The following is a 22,018-nucleotide window of genomic DNA, read 5'->3' as shown; positions in this document are numbered from 1 at the left end:
GGTGCAATTTTTGGGTAAAATTCACCATAGCTATGCAACCGAAAATGGGGAAATGTAGAATGAGGGATTTACATAGCAGATCGCATTTTTTTGTACTGACCAGAAAGCGGCTAACTTTGCTGGCTTAACAATATTTGAGCGCTCCCGCGGTTTAAACTAAGCAAGCTGCGATAGCCTAATAATACAATTTCTGAATATGTCCAAAATCCAGTTCCATATTGGTCTCGTTACGATTTCCCTTGTCAGTGCATGCAAAACTTCGGCCCCACCCCAGCAAACGGCGACCGAGACCCAGCCCCTGCTCGAAATAGGCAGTGAGCGATTCTCCCTCGATGACTACCAGGATTCTTACAATAAAAACAAATTCGCATCCGATTCAACGAAAGCGTTGACGCCGGAGGAATACCTATCGCTTTATACCGACCTGAAAATCAAAGTACTGCAAGCCAAATCCGAAGGGAAAGATACGACACTCGATTATCGGGAGGAAATCACTTCTTACCGCGATCAGCTCGCGAAAAACCAGTTAGTCGATAAAGAACTTGTAGAGAAATTAACTAATGAAGCCTATAACCGGCTGAAACAGGAAGTACGCGCATCGCATATCCTTGTCGGCGTTTCGGAAGATGCTTCACCCGCTGACACGCTGGAAGCGCACCGCGCGGCGATAGCGCTCCGTGGCAGGCTGGAAGAGGGCACTGATTTTGGCGATATGGCTGCCCGGTTCTCAAAAGATCCCGCGGCGAAGACTACGAAAGGTGATTTGGGCTATTTCACAGCATTCCAAACACTATATCCCATTGAAACGGCCGCCTACGCATTGCCGGTAGGCAAAATATCACAACCCGTCAGAACCAAGGCCGGTTATCATCTTATTAAAGTCAACGACCGTCGCTCCAACCGGGGCATGGTGCGCATTGCGCACATCATGGTGAAAGTTGATACGGCGGGAACGTCGGCCCAAAAAGAATCGGCCAAGGTGCGGATCGACGAGGCCTATTCGCAGTTGCAGAATGGCGCAGACTGGAATATGGTGGCTGATAAATATTCCGATGACCGCGAGTCCAGGAAAAACGGCGGACTGCTGCCCATTTTCGGCATTGGTCAAATGGTACCAGAGATCGAAGAGGCGGCATTCGCCTTAACACGCGCGCAATCCTATTCGAAACCGGTGCTTACGATATACGGCTGGCACATTATTCGCCTGGTAGAAAAACGCCCGATCGAAACATTTGCAAACATGGCGCCCATGCTACGAAAGAAAGTCGTGACCGACTCACGTGGCAAAGTAATAGAACAAGCCAATGCAAAACGCCTGCGCGAGAAATATGCCGTTCAAGAAGGAGCCGACCAATGGAAACTGGTAGCAGTATTGGCTGACAGCACGCTTCGTACCGGCAAATGGGACTATCAACGCGCCGTCTCCGCGGATTGGTCAACGGTAACACTTTTCCATATCGGGCAGCGGCCTTATGAGGCATTGTCGTTCCTAAATTATGTAAAACGTAAGCAGGCACCCCGCCCAAAAGATGCGTCACCCGAAGTCATTTTCAGACGTTTCTACAACGATTACATGGCCGACGCGCTGACTGAATATGAAAAGGAGCACTTAGAAGAAACAAATCCCGAGTTCCGCAGCCTGATGAACGAAATCCGCGAAGGCGTTTTGCTGTCGCAGATCATGGAAGAGCAGGTGTGGCAGCGCTCACTTTCGGATTCGACTGGTCAGCGGAACTTCTACGAAAAAAATAAAGAGCGTTACAATTATCCTGCGCGCGCACTTGCTACCGTGGTGGCGGCGAAAGACACGCAGACTTTGAACAACGTGAAGAAAACACTGGCAACGAGTCCTTACAAGCTTGAAAGGAAATCAAAAGAACTGTTATTCCCCGCCAACTCGGCCGAGATCGGCAACGAGCAGCTCGACGCCTTAAATGATCTTTACATAATCATGGAAAAAAATGCGGATTATGTGGTCGAGATAGCCGGATACCGCTCCGCCGACGAACCGGAGATCACTTCATCGACACGTGTCCGCAATGTGGTGAAATATTTAAATGCACGAAACATCCCAATTCTGCGTATCATAGAAAAAGACTACGGTTCTTTCCGGCAATCGGCCGAACCGGAGCGTAACCGCAGGGTTGCATTCCAGTTTTACAGCCAGTCGAAAAATGATGTGGAGAAGGTTTATAACACAGATACTCCGGGAGCGGTGACAATCCGGGAGGGTTATTTCCCAAAAAACGATCCATTGTTTTCCTCATTTAAATGGCAGGCGGGCGAGCAGACGGCGAATACCAGTGGAGCATTCTTATGGGCTAATGTGGCGAAAATCGATCCTCCACGCCCAAAAACATTTTTAGAGGCGCGTGGAAGTGTGATCAACGACTACCAGAAAGAGCTCGAAAAGCAATGGGTGGGCCGCTTGCAGGAAAAATTCCCGGTGAAAGTCAATGCACAGGAATTAGAAAAAATTAAGCGATAGCCGTATTTTAGCATTTGTAAACCGAATTCAATTCATTTTTAAGCGTTTAGTAGATTAAGACCCGCAATAATCCAAATCAGCATACAAGGAAGAATATGAAAGTAAATAAATGGATCGGGGCTCACTTAGTAGCCATTTTCATGCTCGTTTTCAGCGTGATAAGCTACGGACAAGGTCAGCAGGGAGTGAGCCTGGACAAGATCATCGCCAGGGTGGATAACCATTACATCCTGAATTCGGAGTTGGAAGAAATGTATAACCAGTACAAGGCCGAAGGAAGAGGTGCCCCCGAGAAATGCCAGCTCCTCGAGTCCCTCATCATTAATAAAATGCTGCTCGCGAAAGCTGAGATCGACTCCGTGACGGTGGAAGACAAGGAGGTCGATGGTGAACTGAACGCGAAGATGAATTATATGATCCAGCGTTTCGGTTCGGAGAAAAATATTGTGGAAGCCTATGGTAAAAGCATTGAAAATCTCAAGAACGAACTTCGTCAGCAGGTAAAAGACCAGAAGATTGTCGAGAAGATGCAGCGCACTATTTCGGGGAACGTCAAAATCACTCCATCCGAAGTCCGTAAATTCTTCAATTCCATTCCCAAAGACAGCTTGCCATACATCCCATCTGAAGTGGAAGTAGGGCATATTGTGAAGAAAGGAATGGTTACCCGCGAGCAAAAGGAAAAGCTGAGGCAGCAACTGCAGGATTTGAAGGCACGTGCTGAAAAAGGGGAAGACTTTGCAATGCTCGCTCAGATTTACTCCGAAGACCTTGGTTCAGCCAAAGTAGGAGGCGACTTGGGCTTTGCGAAGCGTGGTCAGATGGTACCTGAGTTTGAAGGAACAGCATTAGCGCTCAAACCCGGTGAAATGTCAAACGTAATAGAATCGCAATTCGGATTTCACCTGATCAAACTCGTTGAAACCCGCGGCGCTGAATATCATGCGCGGCACATTCTCCTTCGCCCGGATTATAATAAGGGAACGGATATGACACAGGCCACCCGGGCGCTCGACAGCCTGCGCGTGCTCATTAAATCCGATACATTGAAATTCGCAAAAGCAGCTTTGGATAATTCTGACGACAAGGAAACCTCCGAATCAGGCGGATTGATCCAGGACAGAAGTACCGGGCTCTCAAAACTGACGCTCGACGCTTCCATGGACCCGGCCTTGTATTTTGCGATCGACACCATGAAAGTGGGAGACCTCAGCTTGCCGGTATCCTATCGTTTGGAAGATGGTAGTAGCGCTATGCGTATTCTTTGGTATAAGAGTAAATCAGAACCTCATACTGCAAATTTGCACGACGATTATGAAAAAATGGCTCAGATTGTACTGAGCAACAAGCGGAACAATGCGCTCGAAGAATGGTTCAAGAAAGCGCAGGGCGATGTATTTATCAGCATCGAGCCCGAATACCGAAATTGTAAAGTATTGGGGCTGGCCGCCAACGGAGACGACTTATAGCAGCGCACGTCGGTAATCATTGCTTTTAAACGAGTTGAAAATCTAACCAAACATAACGTGAAGTATTCATCGGACGTAGAAGCTGCCGAAGCTATGAAAATAGCTTATGAGAAAATCCGGAGTGAAATCGGGAATGTGATTATCGGACAGGATGAAGTTGTAAAACGATTACTCACCGCCATTTTTTGCCAGGGGCACTGCCTGCTGGTAGGCGTTCCGGGACTGGCGAAAACACTTCTCATCCAAACCATCGCATCTTCGCTAGACTTGAATTTCAACCGGATCCAGTTCACGCCCGATTTGATGCCTTCCGATATTCTCGGCTCGGAAACGCTCGATCAAAACCGCAATTTCAAATTTATCAGAGGCCCGATCTTCGCGAACATTATCCTCGCCGATGAGATCAACCGGACGCCGCCTAAAACGCAATCGGCATTGCTCGAAGCGATGCAGGAATATTCGGTTACCATTGCCGGTGCAAAGCATCCGCTCGACCGCCCATTCTTCGTACTCGCTACTCAGAACCCCATTGAGCAGGAAGGCACCTATCCCCTGCCCGAGGCACAGCTCGACCGTTTCATGTTCATGATCCAGCTCGATTATCCGTCTTATGCGGAGGAAGTGAATATTGTTAAAAGCACGACCACCGATAGCCGCTATGATGTAAGAAAAGTCATTAGCGCGGAAGAAATCACCGATTTCCAACATCTCGTCCGCCGCGTTCCCGTGACTGACCATGTAATTGAGTATGCTGTAAAACTGGTTCATAAAACACGTCCGAACGGCAGTTTGGCTATTAAAGATACCAACGATTATCTCGAATGGGGAGCCGGTCCGCGCGCCTCTCAGGCATTGATCCTGGCATCGAAATGTAATGCATTACTGTCGGGCAAATATTCCCCTGATATTGAGGATGTGAAAGCGGTTGCATTGCCTGTATTGCGTCATCGCATTATCCGTAACTTCAAAGCAGAGGCCGAAGGCATTTCAGTGGACGATATTGTCGGACGACTGTTGTAAAACCGGTTTTCGGATCAGTAGAATTTACTATTTCAACATATTAGGTTTGTGTTATCTGAGGATGGCACAAACTTTTGTTTTTTAAGCTAATCACTATTCCACATCATCAAAATGGCGACCATTCAAGGTAAAAATTTCATAGGATACGCGCTATCGTCAGAGGGCGAGCGCGAGTTCCAGGCATATGCCCCTGCGACCGACTCATTTCTTCCGGAAGCATTTCATTGTGCTACCATCGGCGAAGTAAATCGCACCATGGAACTGGCCAAAGAGGCATTTGATGCTTACGCCCAAGTCCCGGCTGCGAAACGTGCCGATTTTCTTATCGCCATTACCGAAGAAATACTGGCTCTGGGTGATCAATTGCTCGAACGTGCCACCCTTGAAACCGGGTTGCCTATTGCACGTCTGCAAGGCGAACGTGCCCGGACGATCAGTCAGCTTACCCAATTTGCTGACTTGCTTCGTGAAGGTTCGTGGATAGATGCCTCCATCGATACGGCTCAGCCTCAACGGACTCCGGTTCCAAAGCCGGATATTCGTAAAATGCTCGTCCCGATCGGCCCAGTGATCGTATTTGGATCGAGCAATTTCCCATTCGCCTACTCCGTCGCCGGCGTGGATACCGGACCAGCGTTGGCGGCTGGCAACCCGGTTATTGTGAAAGCTCACGCCGCGCATCCGGGCGTGAGCGATCTGACCGCGCAAGCTATCTTAAGCGCTGCCCGTCGTACTGGCATGCCTGAGGGAACCTTTTCGATGCTATATGATGATGGTTTTGAAGTCGGGGCAGCATTGGTCAAACATCTGGTGAGCAAGGCTGTCGGATTTACGGGCTCGTACAAAGGCGGGATGGCGCTTTACCGGCTAGCCCAGGAGCGCGAAGAACCTATTGCTGTGTTCGCGGAGATGGGCAGTGTGAATCCCATCGTGGTTTTGCCAGAATATTTGAAAAACAATGCAGAAAATCTCGGAAAAATACTGGCAGCCTCGGTAAGCCTGGGTGCGGGGCAGTTTTGCACTAATCCCGGATTGGTATTTATTACAAAAACAGAGGGATTAGATTTATTTCAAAATTCATATAAAGCGGAAATTTTGAACACTCCTTCCGCCACCATGCTGACGGCTGGTATTTGCAAAAACTACAACAAGCTACGTGGGGAAGCATTGGAACAGGCTAATGTGTCGGTATTAGCCATTTCGGATAAACATGCGGAGGGTGATAACCAGGCGGAAGCGTCCATTGCAATGGTTTCCGGAAAAGATTTCATTGCCAATCCCAAATTGCACGAAGAAGTTTTCGGGCCTTTTTCTTTATTGATCGTTTGTGAAAATACTGAGGAACTTTATGAAGCGGTTTCACATTTGAAAGGGCAGCTTACAGCAACACTGATTGCTGAAGAGTCGGAGATTGAAGCATATCCGAAGATCGTGCGGCAACTAGCCAGGATTTCCGGCCGCTTTATTATGAATGGCGTCCCTACCGGCGTCGAAGTTTGCCCCTCCATTCATCACGGTGGGCCATTCCCGGCGACTGCGGATTCGAAATTTACTTCGGTTGGCAGGCATTCGATATTGCGTTTCGTCCGGCCGCAATCGTTCCAGAACTGGCCGGATTCGCTCTTGCCGGACGAATTAAAGAACGATAATCCGTTGGGAATTCTCAGATTGGTGGATAATGCGCAAACCAGGGATAGCATTTAGATAATCCTAAAACAGCGAGTCTGGATAACCGACTTCCACCAGAAACAAACCTTCTGCCGGGGCTTGCGCTCCGGCATTTTTCCTGTTTCGGGAAAGGATTATCTGTTCAAAATCATCGACCGTGATCTTGCGCCGCCCCACTTCAAGCATTGTGCCCACTAACGCCCGCACCATACCCCGCAAAAAACGATTAGCCCTGACATGAAATACCAGCATTACCCCCGTTTCGACCCAGCGGGCCTCATTGATGGTACAACGGAAATTATTGACGTTCGTGTGGATCTTGCTAAAACTCTCGAAATCGTTATGAACGAGCAGCAATGCAGCCGCCTGGTTCATTAGCGCTACATCAAGATTTGGCCTCATCTGACATGCCAGGTCAGTCAGAAATGGACTCTTTTGATACGTAATGCGGTATTCATATTTGCGGTGCGTCGCCGCAAACCTTGAATGTACTTCATCTCCGACGAGGATCAGCCGTTGGACGGCGATATCCCTTGGAATCAGTGCATTGAGTTTATATACAAACAAATCGGTGTCGGCAACCGCTTCTGGCAAATCAAAATGGGCAAATTGTTGTTCTGCATGGACACCCGTATCTGTACGGCTGCTACCGGTGAGCTCAACGGGCATTCTCAGGATTTTCGCCAGGGCCGTTTCCAGGACTTCCTGGACGCCCAATGCGTTGTTCTGTTTCTGCCAGCCGTTATAAGCCGTACCCCGATAACTGAATTCTAGAAAATAGCGCATGTCGCAAAATTAAGCCAAACCTCCGGATTTACGATTTCGCGGAGCCGATTGCGGAATTTGCAGGAAGAAGGTTAACTTTGAAAATTGGAAAATTTCATTTTAGTATGATTACGGAAGAGAAAAAAGAAGAGAAAAGCCTGAATTTTATCGAGGAGATTATTGACACTGACCTGCAATCAGGAAAATATACCCGGATTATCACACGCTTTCCACCCGAACCTAATGGCTATCTGCACATTGGGCATGCTACCAGCATTTGCCTGAATTTCGGGCTGACCAAGAAATTTCCGGGTTATACCAATCTGCGATTTGACGACACGAATCCGGTGACAGAAGACACCGAATTTGTTGAAAATATCAAGAATGACATCCGTTGGCTGGGTTTCGAATGGGAGAACGAGCACTACGCTTCAGACTATTTCGATGTGCTTTACGGGTACGCGATCAAGCTGATCAACGAAGGCCTGGCCTATGTCGACGACTCCACTTCGGAAGAGATTGCCACGTTGAAAGGTACGCCCACGGAACCGGGAAAAGACAGCCCGTACCGGAACCGCAGCGTAGAGGAAAATCTTGCACTTTTCGAACAAATGAAAAACGGTGCATTCCCCGACGGCAGCCGTACATTACGCGCCAGAATCGACATGGCACACATCAATATGCTTATGCGTGATCCCATCCTGTACCGCATTAAGCATGCGCACCACCACCGCACGGGCGACAAATGGTGCATTTACCCAATGTACGACTTTGCGCACGGTCAAAGCGATGCCATCGAAACGGTCACGCATTCGATCTGTACTTTGGAATTTGCCCCGCATCGTGAGCTGTACGATTGGCTGATCGAAAAACTGGGCATTTACACTTCACATCAATACGAATTTGCACGCCGTAACCTGAATTACACCGTGACCAGCAAGCGCAAGTTGCTCCAACTGGTGCAGGAAGGACACGTAAGCGGCTGGGACGACCCGCGTATGCCGACGATCAGCGGGATGCGTCGAAGAGGTTACACGGCATTCAGTATCCGCGATTTCTGCGACCGCATCGGCATTGCAAAACGCGAAAATATAGTCGATGTCGGACTGTTGGAATTCTGCGTGCGTGAAGACCTTAATAAGCAGGCATTGCGCAGAATGGTTGTGCTCGATCCTTTGAAAGTGGTCATTACCAATTTTCCGGAGGGCGTCACCGAAATGTGCCACAGCGAAAATAACCCCGAAGACATTTCGACAGGTAATCGGGATATTCCATTTTCACGCGAGATTTTCATCGAAAAGGAAGACTTCATGGAAACGCCATCGAAGAAATACTTCCGACTTGCCCCTGGAAAAATGGTCCGGTTGAAAGGCGCTTACATTATCCAATGCGATGATTTCGTGAAAGATGAAAACGGTGAAATCACCGAAGTTCGCTGTACCTACATCGAAAACAGCAAAAGCGGACAGGATACCACAGGCATTAATGTAAAAGGAACCTTACATTGGGTTTCTGTTGCGCATGCTTTGGAAGTGGAGGTACGTTTATATGATCGCTTGTTTTCCGTTGAAGACCCGTCTTCCGAAGATGGCGATTTCAAGGATTACCTGAACGCCGATTCATTGCATATCATTACCGGCTACGCCGAACCTGCATTGCTCGAAGCAAGTGAAGGTGAATCCTTCCAGTTCCTACGTAAAGGTTATTTCGCGAAAGATCCGGATAGCACTGCGGAAAAGCTTGTATTTAACCGGACGGCGACGTTGCGGGATAACTGGGCGAAGACCGCAAATTGAAAATAGAAATCAATCTTTTCCGTCGGCTTAGGCCGACGGCAGAGGGTGCAGATTGGTTGGTTTGAATTCTTTTAATTAGATCGTTTACAAATAACTTGCTTGGCAAAAAGTTTGAATCTATCTTTGTGCAACAATTTCCACGATTCAAATTCCTTGCTGTCAGTGAATACCCAGAATGAATTGTTCAGTACCGCGAAAGGTCACAGCGTACAGTGTGATTTAACTTCCCGAATTATTCTTCACTTTGGTGAAATTCAAGCCTCTTTCAAAATTCTGGATTTTCTAAGTTTTCGCCGGTTTATTAACAGCATCGATATCCACAGCAAAATTTTTGATCTCTCCGACGAGTCTGACTATGAGTTCGTTGAAGCCCCTAGATTGAACATTGCGCACAAAATGACTTTGTGCGAAGTGATTCAGTTGCGCGAACTTGTAAACGGTACACACTTCGCGATCGAACTCAACTCCATGCTACACCAAGTTCTCTTTTCCGAACGAGAATTAGTCTAAATAACTCATTAAGACTACATTAGACCGTTTCCAAATATCTAAAATGATTTGGAATCATGAACTTTCGCATGATATTTGCACTTGTTAAGACACGAATAAACAAGCAACATCATGAAAGACTTACTTAGAGCACGTACTTCCCTCAAAGAGGAAATAGAGATACTTTTGAACAACCAGGTGAAGATGGAAGCCGAAGCTTCTGCCAAATACCTTGCAATGGCATCGTGGTGTGACCGCAATGGTTTTAAACGCAGCGCCAACTATTTCCTCAAACAATCCGACGAAGAACGCGGCCATATGCTGAAAATCTTCAACTACCTGATGACAGTTGGCGGTACAGCGATCTCTCCCGAAGTTTCAGGCGTGAAGCAAGAATATCCTACTTTCAGAAGCGTGTTTGAAACAGCACTTCAAAGCGAGATTGCAGTAACGCAATCGATCAACCGCATTGTAACAGCAGCCCGCAGAGAAGAAGATTATGGCACCGAAAATTTCCTGCAATGGTTCGTAAGCGAGCAAATCGAGGAAGAAGACAACGCGCGCCGCGCAATTGAGCTGTTCGATGTAATCGGCGAAGAAGGGACAGGCCTGTATGAAATAGATAAAGCCGTTGCCAAAATCGGTCACGACGAATAATATAGATTCTTTATAATGCAAAAATAGCTGCCCGAAAGAGCAGCTATTTTTGTTTCAAACCCTTGTGAAATACTTTCGCTCCCACACTTTATACCAGTTTTTGTTAGCAGGATATTTGCGATGCGCCGCGAACCGGTTGACCGCCACAGCGACGAAAAGCAGGATCAGGACACCACTCAGCACAGGGCTTAGGACATACATATAACCCAACGCTTTGATTTTCTCCGATCCGATATTAGCGATTAGGGCCGTGGCGCCGCCTGGTGGGTGCAAAGTTTTGGTCACTTGCATTAATACAATTGAAATAGAGACGGCGAAGGCAGACGAAAGCCAGATCTGATCGGGAATGATCTTATGGACCGTCACGCCAACGAGCGCACATAATACGTGTCCGCCAATGAGGTTACGCGGCTGTGCGAGCGGGCTGTTCACAATGCCATAAATCAGTACCGACGATGCGCCAAAGGAACCTATCAGGAATAATGAGTCGGAATCGGTGAATTTCTGATCGTTAAGCAAGCCGACTAGGCCAATGCCTAAAAATGACCCTACAAAAGTCCAGAAATGATCTTTGAAGTCTATTAATGTTTCCTTGTAAACTACGTAACGGACCAATCTTGCGTTACGTCTGATCCTTTTTCTCAAAATTTGAAAACTTTTGGTTGAAGTCGTGTAAAATAGAACTATAACGGGATAGCAATGGTTCGAAAATTAACGGAACTGTCAGAAGTACCTACCGATAGCCTCTCCTATTCCCTCTCAAAGATACTAAAAACAGCCTGGGTTCGCCCCTCGCTCCGGCGGATAGACGTCCAAAATTTGGTACACCTTTTGTTGGTTGTGAGATTTAAAATAGTAGTATTGCAATAGTACACCGTGACCTGACTCATGAATTACCTCGACGAGTTCAAAAAATTTATTTCCAGCCATTACCTGTCGACCGGTGTACGTCTAACGCTCGGGACGGTTATTCCAAGTCTCATTTTCAATCATTATGGTGTTCTGAGTGAGATGATTGCATTTCCGCTCGGCACTTTGCTCATCGGTGGAACAGACAATCCCGGTCCTTATCACAGAAGAAGAAATGCGTTACTCGCGGCGATCGGAACCTGTTTTGTCGTTGCTTTTATAACCGGCTATCTCCGGCATTTCCATTTGATCATTTTCCTGGAGATCATCGTCTTCGGCATGTTCTTCTCGCTGGTAGGCGTTTATGGCAACCGCGTGAACAGTATCGGGCTAATCGCGCTGCTGGTTTTTGTATTTAACATTGACGATCATCTGAGCGGCGATATGGTGTTCCGGACCGCGGCCATATTTTCTGCGGGTGGAATCTGGTATTTTATATTGTTTATGGTTTTACAAAAGCTGCTGCCTTACAAACTCATCCAGCAGCTATTGGGCGAGAATTTTGTTGAGCTGGGCAAACTGCTCTCTATCAAAGCCGGCTATTATTTTGCCAATCCAAACTATGACGAGCTATTTAACCGGATGGTCCATCAGCAGGTCATACTTCGTGAAAATCATGAAAACCTTCGCGAAATCCTCTTCAAAACGCGGGAGATCGTAACCGAATCGACGACTAAAAGCCGCATTCTGATGCTGATGTTCCTGGATAGCATCGACCTGTTCGAGCGCATTCTCAACTCACAGCAGAATTATTCCAACCTGCACCGCGCATTCGACCATACCAAGGTATTGCGGCTATTCGGAACTTACATTACCTGGCTTGCTGCTGAAATCCAGCAAATCGGTCTGGCTATTCAAAGTGGTTATGCGTCCCATCCGCGCCACGATCTCGACGAGGCATTCAACAAGTGCCAGCGTGCTTTCGAGCGTATGCGCGAACATAAGATGAACCATGACAACATGGAGGATTTTATCATGTTGCGCCAGATTCTGAACAGCTTACAGGACGTTACCGAACGCGTCAAAAAACTGCATAGAGCCACAAAATATGAAGCCGATGTCAGCAAAGATTATAAGCTGACCGTTGAAGCCGCAGATTTCACGCCTAAGCAAGACTATCATCCGCGTATTCTGCTCGACAATCTTTCATTAAAATCCAGCCATTTCCGGCACGCAGTGCGGGTTACGCTCGGTTTGCTAGCCGGGTATATTGCCTCATTGTTCTTTGCTGTCGGACATGGATACTGGATATTGCTGACGATTGCGGTGATCCTCAAACCGGCATTCAGCATTACCAAGCAGCGGAACATTCACCGGATCGGCGGAACCATTGTGGGCGTAACCCTCGGGTTCCTTTTTCTTTACCTTATTAATGAAAGCACGCCGTTGTTCATCCTGATGATGATTGCGATGATCCTTGCTTACAGTTTCCTGAAAATCAATTATTTCATCGCGTCTATCAGCATTACCTTATATGTGATCCTGTCGTTCCATTTCCTCAATCCGCAACATGTGACGGCCGTTTTGCAAGACCGGGTAGTCGATACGGTGATCGGGTCGGCAATCGCCTTTATCATTTCTTCCTATGTGCTGCCGGTTTGGGAACATTCGCAGATCAAGCAGTATATGAAAGAGGCTGTGAATGCCAACCGGAATTATTTCGATCTGGTTGCAGCCAAATTCACAGGCAAGGAACTGGATATTAACGAATTGAAGATATTGAGAAAAAATGCGATCATCGCGATGGCCAACCTTTCCGATAATTTCCAGAAAATGCTTTCCGAACCGAAGCGGCAGCAAATGAATATGGAGGAATACCACCAGTTCGTCGCGACGAGCCATATGCTCACTTCCTACATCGCGTCACTTTCCACTTATGCGCAGACGTTGGAATACTCCGAATTTTCAGTGGAATTTGAAATGATGATCCGGCAGATCGACCGGCAATTACAGGCTGCTATGGACATTATTGATGGGAAAACCGGTAATAGCCTCGAAATTGCAAGGGAATCGCTACCTCAAAACCAGCGACTGGTCGAATTGCTCGCCAAACGTAAAAAAGAAATCAAGGAGTTAGGCATTGAAAAGGCCGACCAGTCGCCGGCGCGCAAAATGCTTTCAGACTTAAAAACGATTAATGGTCTTTTCGAATTGATCAGCACCATTTCAATCGACGAAATCAAAATTGTTCAAAAAATAAAACCTGCGAAAGTAGCGTAAACATGGCTTTATTGTCAGGCACCGAAAGAAAAAATATTGCACCGGGACTTGCTGTTTCGATCGTGCTCAAAAAAGACCAGCGCAGTGGAAAACTGACCCAGGGGATTGTGAAAGATATTCTCACAAAAGCACCTGTGCATACGCATGGCATTAAGGTACGGCTGGAGTCGGGAGAGATCGGGCGCGTGAAAACTATTGAAGCCGAAGATTAGCCGCAGCTTGCTCCAATATTTCACGAATCGTTTCGAGCGGCAGGTCCTTGGCCGGATCAATCAGCAATATTTTCATCCTGGAACGCTTTTCAGCTACGAGCAACGGATGTCGTAACAGGAATCCGTCTACAATGCCCAAATATGGCCGACCGGTTTTCTTGTCATCCCATAAATAGCAAAGCCGCTTGGTACCGAGTTTGTAAAAAGGCATTTTGTATTGCCAAACTTCCTGAATTTGCGAATCAAAGTTCAATACAAGATGCCGCAGCGCCAGCAGGCAACTCCGCGTCGGTTCCGGCTTTTCCATGAAATAGCGATCGATTTCCCGCAATAGTTTTCCGGTTTAGGTGATTCCCTATCTTTGCCCTGAATTTATCCGATTTATGTCAAATCCCCGCATTAACCTGATTATAGGGATCATCAGCATCAGCATTTTCCCAGTACTGGTCAAATGGGCGCCGGTTTCAGGTATTACTTCGGCATTTTACCGGATGTTTCTCGGGCTGCTGTTTTTACTTCCTTACGTAGTTTTCCGCAAAAAATTTACGGTACCTTCGGCCACTCTCTGGCTGCCCATCGGGCTTTGCGGTATCATTTTTGCCACCGACATCGCGGTTTGGAATCTCTCTATTCAGTATTCCAATGCCACACAGGCCACATTGCTGACCAACCTATCGCCTGTCTGGGTAGGCGTCGGAACATTCCTTTTCCTACCCGATAAACCAGGTTCCCGTTTTTGGCTAGGCACACTAGTGGCACTTTTCGGAATGGTTATACTCATTGGAATAGAGACATTTACAAGCATGCGTCTCGACCTGGGTTTCGCGCTGGCCGTACTTTCAGGCATACTTTACGCATCGTACATGCTCATTAGTAAAACCGTATTGAACCGCATCGATATCGTCAGCTTCATGACTATTAGTATGGCCGTTTCAAGCATTTATCTTTTCGCGATCTGCCTTATTTTCGACCAGCCGGTCTGGCATTTCAAGCCGGTTATCTGGGGCGTTTTCGCCGTGCAGGGATTGATTTGTCAACTCTTAGGATGGCTGACGATCAGTTCGGCCGTGAAGCAAATGGATGCGAAAAGTGTTTCGCTCAGCCTTTTGAGCCAGGCGGTCGTGACGGGATTTTTTGCCTGGATTTTTATTGGGGAAAAAATTACTTTGCAAATGATCGTGGGCGGTGTGATCATTCTGCTCGGGATCGCGATAACCTACACCGGCCGAACTAAAACAGCCCGGAAAAACAGCTGATTACTTTTCGATGGGCAGGTAAACGATAAATGTTGACCCAAAGCCCGGTTTTCCCACTGCGTCGATCAGGCCCCTGTGGTTTTCTACAATTTTCTTGCAAATGGCCAATCCAATGCCCGTCCCCTCGTAAGCCGAGCGGTTGTGAAGCCTTTGAAATACCTGAAAAATCCGGTCTTTATATTGAGGATCAAAACCAATACCATTATCGGCAAAGGAAATATATTGGTATTTCCGCGTAGGATCTACTTCGGCCAATGGAATGGCTGCTCCCTCTACTTCACCCGCACGAACATCGATCATCGGTGCCCTGTTCGGACTGACGAATTTGAGCGCGTTTGCGATCAGGTTCATGAACAACTGTTCGAACTGGTAAACGATTACATCCCTCACCGGCAGCACATTGCTGGTTATCACCGCATTCTCCGATTGAATAATGTCGCTCAGCTGCTCTTTCACATTCTGCAAAACCAGATTGAGATCAGCGCTTTCGAGGTGTTTTTCAGCTGCATTGGCACGTGAAAAAGCCAGTAAATCCACGATCAGTTGCTGCATCCGGGTGGACGATGCCTGCATGCGCTGGAAATAATCCTTACCCCGCTCCGAAAGATGCTGGATTTCCGTTTCCAAAATGCGAGTCGCAAACGTCTGGATCTTGCGCAAAGGCTCCTGCAAATCGTGGCTGGCTACATACGCAAATTGTGCAAGTTCCATATTGGTACGGACAAGCTCAGTGTTTGCCACCGAAAGTTGCTGAGTTCTTTCCTGCACTTTTGTTTCGAGCTGGTCGATAAACAGACGGTTGTCGTGCACGTCGGAACTGGTTCCGACCCACATTTCGATGGTGCCATCGGTGTTGCTTTGAGGAGTGGCCCTACATTTGTACCATCTATATTCACCATCAGCCCGTTTTAGCCGATGCTCGAACTGGAAATCAGTCCCATCCTTTACCGACTGCATCCATAACCGCATATTTTCCTCACGGTCGTCCGGATGCACCGTTTGAATCCACCCATTCATTTCCAGTTCCTCGGGAGCGAGACCAAAATAGTCGATCATCGATCGGTTGAAGTAGTTTAGGATACCTTGATTGTCGCTTGTCCATACAAACTGCGGCATCGAATCAGCTAACGTCCGGAATTTCCCTTCGCTGGTTTTTAACGCAAGCTCAGCTTCTTTCCTGTCGGTAATGTCCATCATCGTGCCCAGCATCCGTTGTGGAATGTGGTCATCGTCGAAAAGCACCTTTCCCTGCGTCCGGATCCAGTGTACGGATTGATCCCTGTGTATAATTCTGGCTTCATAATAGTATACACCCGTTTTCAGCGCTGCCTCAAAAGCCGGTTCAACGATCGTGTGACGATCTTCGGGATGTAACTGATCGCGCATTTGCTGGTGACCCAGCCTTTCTGTTTCGTCATATCCGAAAATCACCGCCAGCCTGCCTGAATGGATAACGTTCCTGGTTTGAATATTCAAGTCCCAGGTCGCAAGCCGCGTTCCGTCCGTGGCCAGGGAGAGGCGGTCCGCAGTCTCCGCAAACTGCTGACGCAACGTGACCTTATCGGTCACGTCGTTTACGGACGCCATAATCCCGGACACGCTGCCGTCCACTTCGAAAATTGGTGCATATTGAAAATCGAGATAATGCCTTTTCAGACCTCCCGGGCCGTCCACAAATGCTACGGCTTCATTTTCGCGATAAATTTCCGCATGGTGGTAAACGTCGTTCAAAAGCGCTATGAACTTTTGGTCACTAAGCTCCGGGAATACGTCGACAAGCCTTTTGCCAACCACTTCATCCAGGCTGCGCCGCCAGATGTTTAGCATACTTTCGTTCGCAATACTGATAACAAGGTCCGGGCCTTTGAAAATGGCTTTCGCAAACTGCGACTGGGTAACAAGGTTACGGAACTGGTTTTCACTGCGCTGCAAGGCCTGCTTGGATAGAACTTGCTGAGTAACCTCGGTAGCAACCACCATCACGCCGGAAGCAGTGTCGGAATCATCAAAAAGCGGTTGGTAGACAAAATTGAAATAGCATTGCTGGGCTTCTCCGAAGCGGCGGAGTGTCACCTCGAATTCGTTGCCATGGTACGCAACGCCGGTATGTAACACATCGAGCAGTATCGGCTCTACGTAGCTTCGCACCTCGGGTAGGCCAATGAAAAGGGATTTCCCGACGAGTTCTTCTTCGGTCCGATCGACAATATTCAGATAGGTATCGTTGGCCATTTCAACGAAAAAGTCCTCTCCCCGCAGGATTGCCATCCCCACAGGGGCCTGCTTGACGGTATCACGGAATTTACTTTCGGAATCCTGCGCATGGTCTACACTATTGTCGTGTAATGCGCTGCTTTGGGAGGTATGCTGATGCAGATTTTTCAACTTGTCCACTTGTTTCAAGAAGAAGATACTTTCAAAAATAAGCGGACAAGTCGGAAGAAATCAATATTGATAATAAAAGTTTTCGGGAGCCGGCGTCCAGCTATGCTTAGTCCAATCGATATCCAGGATCTGTTTGATAGCCTGTTTCAACTTGGGGAACGACCCTGGTTTGCGAATAAAGAAGTTAGCCCCTTTTTCATGCACTTTCCGAACCATTTCTTCCTGGCCGGTGGTCGAGAAAATCACTACCGGTATATCCTCCCAGGCTTTTGTTTTACGAATCTGGTCGAGGCATTCGAAACCATTTTTACGAGGCATGTTCAAATCCAGAAAAATAACATCCGGAGGTGGCGGTACCGTTTTTTCCATCAGGTGCATCAGCTCCACCCCGTCATTAGCGGTGACCAATTCCACAGAATTACTTACCTCCCTAAGCGCATCTTTGAAGAGCATGCAATCATCCTCATCGTCGTCGGCCAGGTAAACAGATTTATTTGGTTTTATGCTCATAACCTAAATTAAGTACTCTCGGTGTAACATAAACGTTGCTCAATACATTCACCCTAATCGCGGTACAGTAGCAGTCAATCCCTATGCCAAGAATATACAAGTTAGATAATAAAAACCGTATACTAAATTTATTGATATTAAAATTCACCTTCCAAACTCTCTTTCGGTTTCTTCTTAGCCTGGTGCAAGCGGTAGTTCAGCGTCAGGTTAATTTGCCTTAAACGGCCCTGTGAGGTGTTGCGCGCATAGAAGTTGGCACCCTCGGTAATAGAGCGGAATTTTCTCGAATTAAAAACGTCCACCACGGTGAGTGTCAGTGTGCCATTACCTCTCAGGATGTCGCGTGTCGCAGCCAGGTCTAGCGTTGCCAATGCCTTTCTGCGGCCCTGAGGCGTTTGCTGAGGTGCCTCATAATTGCCTCTCAACTGCACGTCGGTGTTTTTCCAAAGGGTAAATCGCGACATCGCCCGTACAAACCAGCTGTAAGTATCACTTTGAAATTCTTCGTCCAGGCCAGTACCATCGATAATCGCGCGGAAGAAGTTGGCGCTACCGTCGAGCTTCCACCATGGGTAAGGATTGAACGAACTGGTAAATTCAGCTCCATAGGCATCCTCCGTTCCGAGGTTCTCAGGGCGTGTGTAGGAACTTCCGTCGTCCTGCACCGTGCGGATGCTGATGATCTTGCCATTGGTATGGCGATAATAAATGGAAGAGCTCAACGAACCTTTGTTCATATATTTGATATGCCCTAGTTCAAATGCATTGGTAAACTCCGGATTCAGGTCGGGGTTACCGCTCCAATAATTGCGGTTATCGCTGTAAGTTGCGAACGGGCTCAGGTCGTTGTATTGTGGCCTGCGCACGCGGCGGCTGTAACTGAGCTGCAATGCATTCTGTTTCGCGAGATCGTAAGTCATATGCACACTCGGGAACAAGTTGGCATAATTCCGGTCGTTTACTTCGTTGGTCTGTCTCAATGTAGTGGTTACGCCTGTCCATTCGGCACGCACGCCCCCCTGATAGGAAAACTTACCGGTTTTGTTACCGATCATTCCGTACAATGCATTGATATTCTCTTCGTACAAAAACTCATTCGTTAGCCCCGGCAATGTCACCCAGCCGCCATCGCTCGTCTGCTGCGTTACGGTATAATCGTTGGTCATATCCCGGGAGCTGCTCCTTCCGCCGGCTTCGATTTTACCATCTTTTCCGAATGGGTGCACGTAATCGGCCTGGAAAAGCAACTGCTTCTCCGTTTCATAATTAACCGCACGCTGTAACAACGGCGGAATTCCGGAGGGGCTACCATCCGGTTTGTAAACGTTCTCGTGGTAATATTGGTCCGAATCTTCCCAGTTATCCAGATAGCGCACATCGGCGGTGAACTCCTGCCCTTTCCTGTTGAATGTCTTTTTGTAGGTTAATGCATATTCCGAATTGGGTTCCGTCTCGGTTTCATCCTGGGTGCGGTGCGTGTAGCTCGTCATGTTGCCCAGGTTGGTCAGGTAATCCCGGTAATCCAGCGTGGAAAAGCGTTTGCCTTTACTTGTACGCCACGTATATGCTGCTGTGAGGACATTTTTAGTATTAAAAAAATAATCCAAACCGCCCCGTGCGCTATTAGCCATTCCTTTCAGGTTGCTCTTCATATCGCGTTCCATGATGAATGTGGAATCGTTACGGTAAAGCTCCTGGTACAAGTAGTTTTTGCCCGGCGTATTCCGGTACGACATCGTATAATTGACGAAGAAATTGAGGTTTTTCTTCCTGTAATTCACATTGGCAGCCCCACCAAAGTTGGTCGGGTGACCGGTGATGATATCGAAAGAACCATTAATTCCCTCCTTACGCTCTTTTTTCAACACGATGTTGATCACACCGCCCATCCCCTCGGCTTCATATCTGGCCGATGGATTGGTTATGATCTCGACGCGTTCGATCATGCTGCCCTGCAATTGTGCCAGCCCGCTAGCACCCTTAATGCTGACAAGCCCGGACGGCTTTCCGTCAATCAAAATCCGCACATTGCCGCTTCCTCTCAAACTTACATTACCCTCGACGTCAACAGCCACAGAAGGCACATTAGTGAGGATATCGACGGCCGTTCCGCCTGCGTTTGCAAGGTCCTTTCCTACATTAAAAACTTTTTTGTCCAGCGACAGCTCCATCGAACTTTTCTCCGCTTGTACCGTCACCTCGTCGAGCGTCTTGGCCGAAGCAGCTATTTTAATGGTACCCAGGCTGAGCGGAGAGTTGGCTGCACTCACTTTAATATTAGTTGTGTATTGGGGTTTATAACCGATAAATTCTGACAATGCGTAATAAGTGCCCGCCGAAATATCTACAATAAAACCGCCGGTTTCATCGGTAATAGCGCCTGAAACGAAAGAGCTGTCGGCCGTTTTAAAGAGCCGGATACTTGCGTACCCCAGTGGCGCATTGCTCGCCCCGTCGGTAATCTTACCTGTTACCTTTAATTTGCCTCCATTTTGCGCGAAAGCGGGCGCTATTGCGAGCGTCCCGAAAATCAATGCGAACCACACATATCCATGCGCCTTCCGCTCACGAAGGCCCTGCTTCAAACTGCTTCTGATAGCCATTATTATTTTGTAATGTTTACTCAAATCCTTTTAAAAGTTGCTACCCTTACAAACCCTTATACCTTCTCGTTTTACTCTACCGTAATGATATATTAAAATGAAGATTCCCGCGCTGAGCCGGATTTCCGTACCTTTGCCTTCTTTTTGCAGATTAGCACAGCGCCATGAAAAACGAAGCATCACAAACTTTAAAACTTGCTTTCCCTATTATCATCGGAGAACTGGCCCAAATGGCCCTCCACCTTATTGACAGCGCTATGGTGGGCGCTATCAGCTACAAGCAACTAGCCGCGGCAGCGTTGGTTATCAATGCGATGAACATCCCGTTCGTGATCGGCATCGGTATGACGATCTCCGTCTCGCAAATGGTTTCCCTCGCCAACGGCCGCCGCGATGCTCAACAGGTCTCGCATTATTTGTTCAACGGATTTTGCCTTTGCACCCTTACCGCGCTCGCGATTGCCATCACATTGCTTTTTGGGAAAGATTATCTCCGCAATCTCGGTCAGGATCCCGAAGTTGTCGAGCTGGCGATCCCGTTTATGCGGCTCATGGGACTGTCCATTATTCCCATGTTGCTTTTTATGACTTTGAAACAATTCGCCGATGGACTGGAACACACACGCACAGCGATGATCTTCTCGCTGGCGGGGATGCCTATTAATATTATGCTCAACTGGCTGCTCATTTACGGCAACTGGGGGTTTCCGCGCCTGGAACTCGAAGGCGCAGGCTGGGCGACGCTCATCACGCGGAGTATGATGTTCGTGGCATTGCTTTACGTCATTTTAAGACACAAAACTTTTGAAAAATACATCGCCGTCAGCCGCAACCAATGGTATTTCAAATGGCAGACCTGGCGCGAGCTGCTGCATATTGGGGTACCCAGCAGCCTGCAGATCGGCATGGAAGCCGGGGCATTTGCCGTATCGGGCATCATAATAGGCACCCTTGGTGCGGTGGCGCAGGCGGCACACCAGATCGCATTGAGCAGTGCCTCATTCACATTTATGGTATCGATGGGCCTCGCGCAGGCAGGCTCGATTCGCGTGAGCAACGCCCTCGGCCGCAGTGACTGGAAGAAGATTTTTGTAATTGGCAAAAGCACGCTGGTAACTGCATTGATCTACGGAACCATCTGCGCAATAACCTTTGGCCTCCTCCGCAATGTGCTGCCCAAAGCATTCAATGACAATGCGGAAGTGCTGACGCTGGCTTCATTGCTAATCCTTTTCGCCGCAGTTTTTCAGATTTCCGACAGTACACAAGCCATCGGCGCTGGCTTATTACGGGGAATTAAAGATGTTAAAACGCCCACGGTCCTGATCGGAATTGCTTACTGGGTCATTGGTATTCCGGTAGGTTACACGCTCGCGTTCCATTTTGGCATGGGTGCGTCGGGCATGTGGCTTGGGTTGATTCTGGGATTAACGATGGCGTCGATCTTTCTGATGACGCGCTTCTTCAAAATGACGGCAAGAAATCAGATTTAGGCAAAAGGTTATCAAATTTGGACTTGTTGATAAGGATAAAAATGCGAAACTTCGTCATTATGCCAGTGCGCTTTTTAA

Annotated in this window: 16 protein-coding genes; 10 read left to right on the top strand and 6 right to left on the bottom strand. The window is 47.8% G+C overall.

Annotation, left to right across the window (positions count from 1 at the left end; genetic code table 11):
• Positions 1-196: 196 nt before the first annotated feature.
• The 4 genes from LZD49_RS09200 (at position 197) to LZD49_RS09185 (ending at position 6,681) form a co-directional block, all read left to right on the top strand.
• The gene (locus LZD49_RS09200) at positions 197-2,488 is read left to right on the top strand and encodes a peptidylprolyl isomerase (RefSeq protein WP_234667047.1); all 2,292 of its coding nucleotides are present in this window, start codon (positions 197-199) and stop codon (positions 2,486-2,488) included.
• A 95-nt stretch (positions 2,489-2,583) separates the two neighbouring features.
• A complete protein-coding gene (locus LZD49_RS09195) occupies positions 2,584-3,957 on the top strand; it encodes a peptidylprolyl isomerase (protein ID WP_234667046.1) in 1,374 nt (457 codons plus the stop codon).
• A gap of 57 nt (positions 3,958-4,014) precedes the next feature.
• Complete coding sequence (locus LZD49_RS09190) at positions 4,015-4,977, top strand: MoxR family ATPase (protein WP_234667045.1); 963 nt, start codon at positions 4,015-4,017, stop codon at positions 4,975-4,977.
• A gap of 111 nt (positions 4,978-5,088) precedes the next feature.
• On the top strand, positions 5,089-6,681 hold the full coding sequence (locus LZD49_RS09185; protein WP_234667044.1) for an aldehyde dehydrogenase (NADP(+)): 1,593 nt from the start codon (positions 5,089-5,091) through the stop codon (positions 6,679-6,681).
• A gap of 6 nt (positions 6,682-6,687) precedes the next feature.
• Here the strand turns inward: LZD49_RS09185 and truA are convergent, their stop codons facing one another.
• Positions 6,688-7,431: a tRNA pseudouridine(38-40) synthase TruA gene (gene truA / locus LZD49_RS09180; RefSeq protein WP_234667043.1), complete on the bottom strand. Its 744-nt coding sequence runs from the start codon at positions 7,429-7,431 to the stop codon at positions 6,688-6,690.
• Positions 7,432-7,535: 104 nt separating this feature from the next.
• Between truA and LZD49_RS09175 the strand changes: the two genes are divergently transcribed.
• Both LZD49_RS09175 and LZD49_RS09170 read left to right on the top strand, forming a co-directional pair.
• Positions 7,536-9,206: a glutamine--tRNA ligase/YqeY domain fusion protein gene (locus LZD49_RS09175; protein ID WP_234667042.1), complete on the top strand. Its 1,671-nt coding sequence runs from the start codon at positions 7,536-7,538 to the stop codon at positions 9,204-9,206.
• Positions 9,207-9,827: 621 nt separating this feature from the next.
• The gene (locus LZD49_RS09170; RefSeq protein WP_234667041.1) at positions 9,828-10,352 is read left to right on the top strand and encodes a ferritin; all 525 of its coding nucleotides are present in this window, start codon (positions 9,828-9,830) and stop codon (positions 10,350-10,352) included.
• Between the two features lie 54 nt (positions 10,353-10,406).
• Here LZD49_RS09170 and LZD49_RS09165 read toward each other — a convergent pair whose 3' ends face one another.
• On the bottom strand, positions 10,407-11,000 hold the full coding sequence (locus LZD49_RS09165; protein ID WP_234667192.1) for an HPP family protein: 594 nt from the start codon (positions 10,998-11,000) through the stop codon (positions 10,407-10,409).
• Between the two features lie 240 nt (positions 11,001-11,240).
• On the opposite strand from LZD49_RS09165, the gene LZD49_RS09160 reads away from it, so the two are divergent.
• Entirely contained in the window at positions 11,241-13,481 is a 2,241-nt protein-coding gene (locus LZD49_RS09160; RefSeq protein ID WP_234667040.1) for an FUSC family membrane protein, read from the top strand.
• Positions 13,482-13,492: 11 nt separating this feature from the next.
• Positions 13,493-13,693 carry a YwbE family protein gene (locus tag LZD49_RS09155; RefSeq protein WP_234667191.1) on the top strand — a complete coding sequence of 67 codons (201 nt, stop codon included), beginning with the start codon at positions 13,493-13,495 and terminating at the stop codon, positions 13,691-13,693.
• Here the strand turns inward: LZD49_RS09155 and LZD49_RS09150 are convergent.
• A complete protein-coding gene (locus tag LZD49_RS09150; RefSeq protein WP_234667039.1) occupies positions 13,674-14,000 on the bottom strand; it encodes a DUF1801 domain-containing protein in 327 nt (108 codons plus the stop codon). The two genes, LZD49_RS09155 and LZD49_RS09150, sit on opposite strands and share 20 nt — an antisense overlap.
• A gap of 76 nt (positions 14,001-14,076) precedes the next feature.
• Here LZD49_RS09150 and LZD49_RS09145 point away from each other — a divergent pair, with 76 nt between their 5' ends.
• The gene (locus LZD49_RS09145) at positions 14,077-14,949 is read left to right on the top strand and encodes a DMT family transporter (protein WP_234667038.1); all 873 of its coding nucleotides are present in this window, start codon (positions 14,077-14,079) and stop codon (positions 14,947-14,949) included.
• Here the strand turns inward: LZD49_RS09145 and LZD49_RS09140 are convergent, their stop codons facing one another.
• The 3 genes from LZD49_RS09140 to LZD49_RS09130 all read right to left on the bottom strand — a co-directional run bounded on the left by LZD49_RS09140 (position 14,950) and on the right by LZD49_RS09130 (position 20,447).
• A complete protein-coding gene (locus LZD49_RS09140; protein ID WP_234667190.1) occupies positions 14,950-17,343 on the bottom strand; it encodes a PAS domain-containing sensor histidine kinase in 2,394 nt (797 codons plus the stop codon).
• A 51-nt stretch (positions 17,344-17,394) separates the two neighbouring features.
• Complete coding sequence (locus tag LZD49_RS09135; RefSeq protein ID WP_234667037.1) at positions 17,395-17,844, bottom strand: response regulator; 450 nt, start codon at positions 17,842-17,844, stop codon at positions 17,395-17,397.
• Positions 17,845-17,981: 137 nt separating this feature from the next.
• A complete protein-coding gene (locus LZD49_RS09130) occupies positions 17,982-20,447 on the bottom strand; it encodes a TonB-dependent receptor (protein WP_234667036.1) in 2,466 nt (821 codons plus the stop codon).
• A gap of 164 nt (positions 20,448-20,611) precedes the next feature.
• On the opposite strand from LZD49_RS09130, the gene LZD49_RS09125 reads away from it, so the two are divergent.
• Entirely contained in the window at positions 20,612-21,940 is a 1,329-nt protein-coding gene (locus tag LZD49_RS09125; RefSeq protein ID WP_234667035.1) for an MATE family efflux transporter, read from the top strand.
• Positions 21,941-22,018: the final 78 nt, after the last annotated feature.

The organism is Dyadobacter sp. CY261 (assembly GCF_021440085.1).
GTDB lineage: Bacteria > Bacteroidota > Bacteroidia > Cytophagales > Spirosomataceae > Dyadobacter.
The sequence above is the reverse complement of the archived record's forward strand: the minus strand, read 5'-3'. Positions and strand labels throughout refer to the sequence as shown.

Excerpts from the sequence above, each read along its gene's own strand:
- LZD49_RS09200 (WP_234667047.1), top strand. The coding sequence starts at position 197 with ATGTCCAAAATCCAGTTCCATATTGGTCTCGTTACGATTTCCCTTGTC.
- LZD49_RS09195 (WP_234667046.1), top strand. The coding sequence starts at position 2,584 with ATGAAAGTAAATAAATGGATCGGGGCTCACTTAGTAGCCATTTTCATG.
- LZD49_RS09185 (WP_234667044.1), top strand. The coding sequence starts at position 5,089 with ATGGCGACCATTCAAGGTAAAAATTTCATAGGATACGCGCTATCGTCA.
- truA (WP_234667043.1), bottom strand. The coding sequence starts at position 7,431 with ATGCGCTATTTTCTAGAATTCAGTTATCGGGGTACGGCTTATAACGGC.
- LZD49_RS09175 (WP_234667042.1), top strand. The coding sequence starts at position 7,536 with ATGATTACGGAAGAGAAAAAAGAAGAGAAAAGCCTGAATTTTATCGAG.
- LZD49_RS09170 (WP_234667041.1), top strand. The coding sequence starts at position 9,828 with ATGAAAGACTTACTTAGAGCACGTACTTCCCTCAAAGAGGAAATAGAG.
- LZD49_RS09160 (WP_234667040.1), top strand. The coding sequence starts at position 11,241 with ATGAATTACCTCGACGAGTTCAAAAAATTTATTTCCAGCCATTACCTG.
- LZD49_RS09150 (WP_234667039.1), bottom strand. The coding sequence starts at position 14,000 with ATGGAAAAGCCGGAACCGACGCGGAGTTGCCTGCTGGCGCTGCGGCAT.
- LZD49_RS09145 (WP_234667038.1), top strand. The coding sequence starts at position 14,077 with ATGTCAAATCCCCGCATTAACCTGATTATAGGGATCATCAGCATCAGC.
- LZD49_RS09135 (WP_234667037.1), bottom strand. The coding sequence starts at position 17,844 with ATGAGCATAAAACCAAATAAATCTGTTTACCTGGCCGACGACGATGAG.
- LZD49_RS09130 (WP_234667036.1), bottom strand. The coding sequence starts at position 20,447 with ATGGCTATCAGAAGCAGTTTGAAGCAGGGCCTTCGTGAGCGGAAGGCG.
- LZD49_RS09125 (WP_234667035.1), top strand. The coding sequence starts at position 20,612 with ATGAAAAACGAAGCATCACAAACTTTAAAACTTGCTTTCCCTATTATC.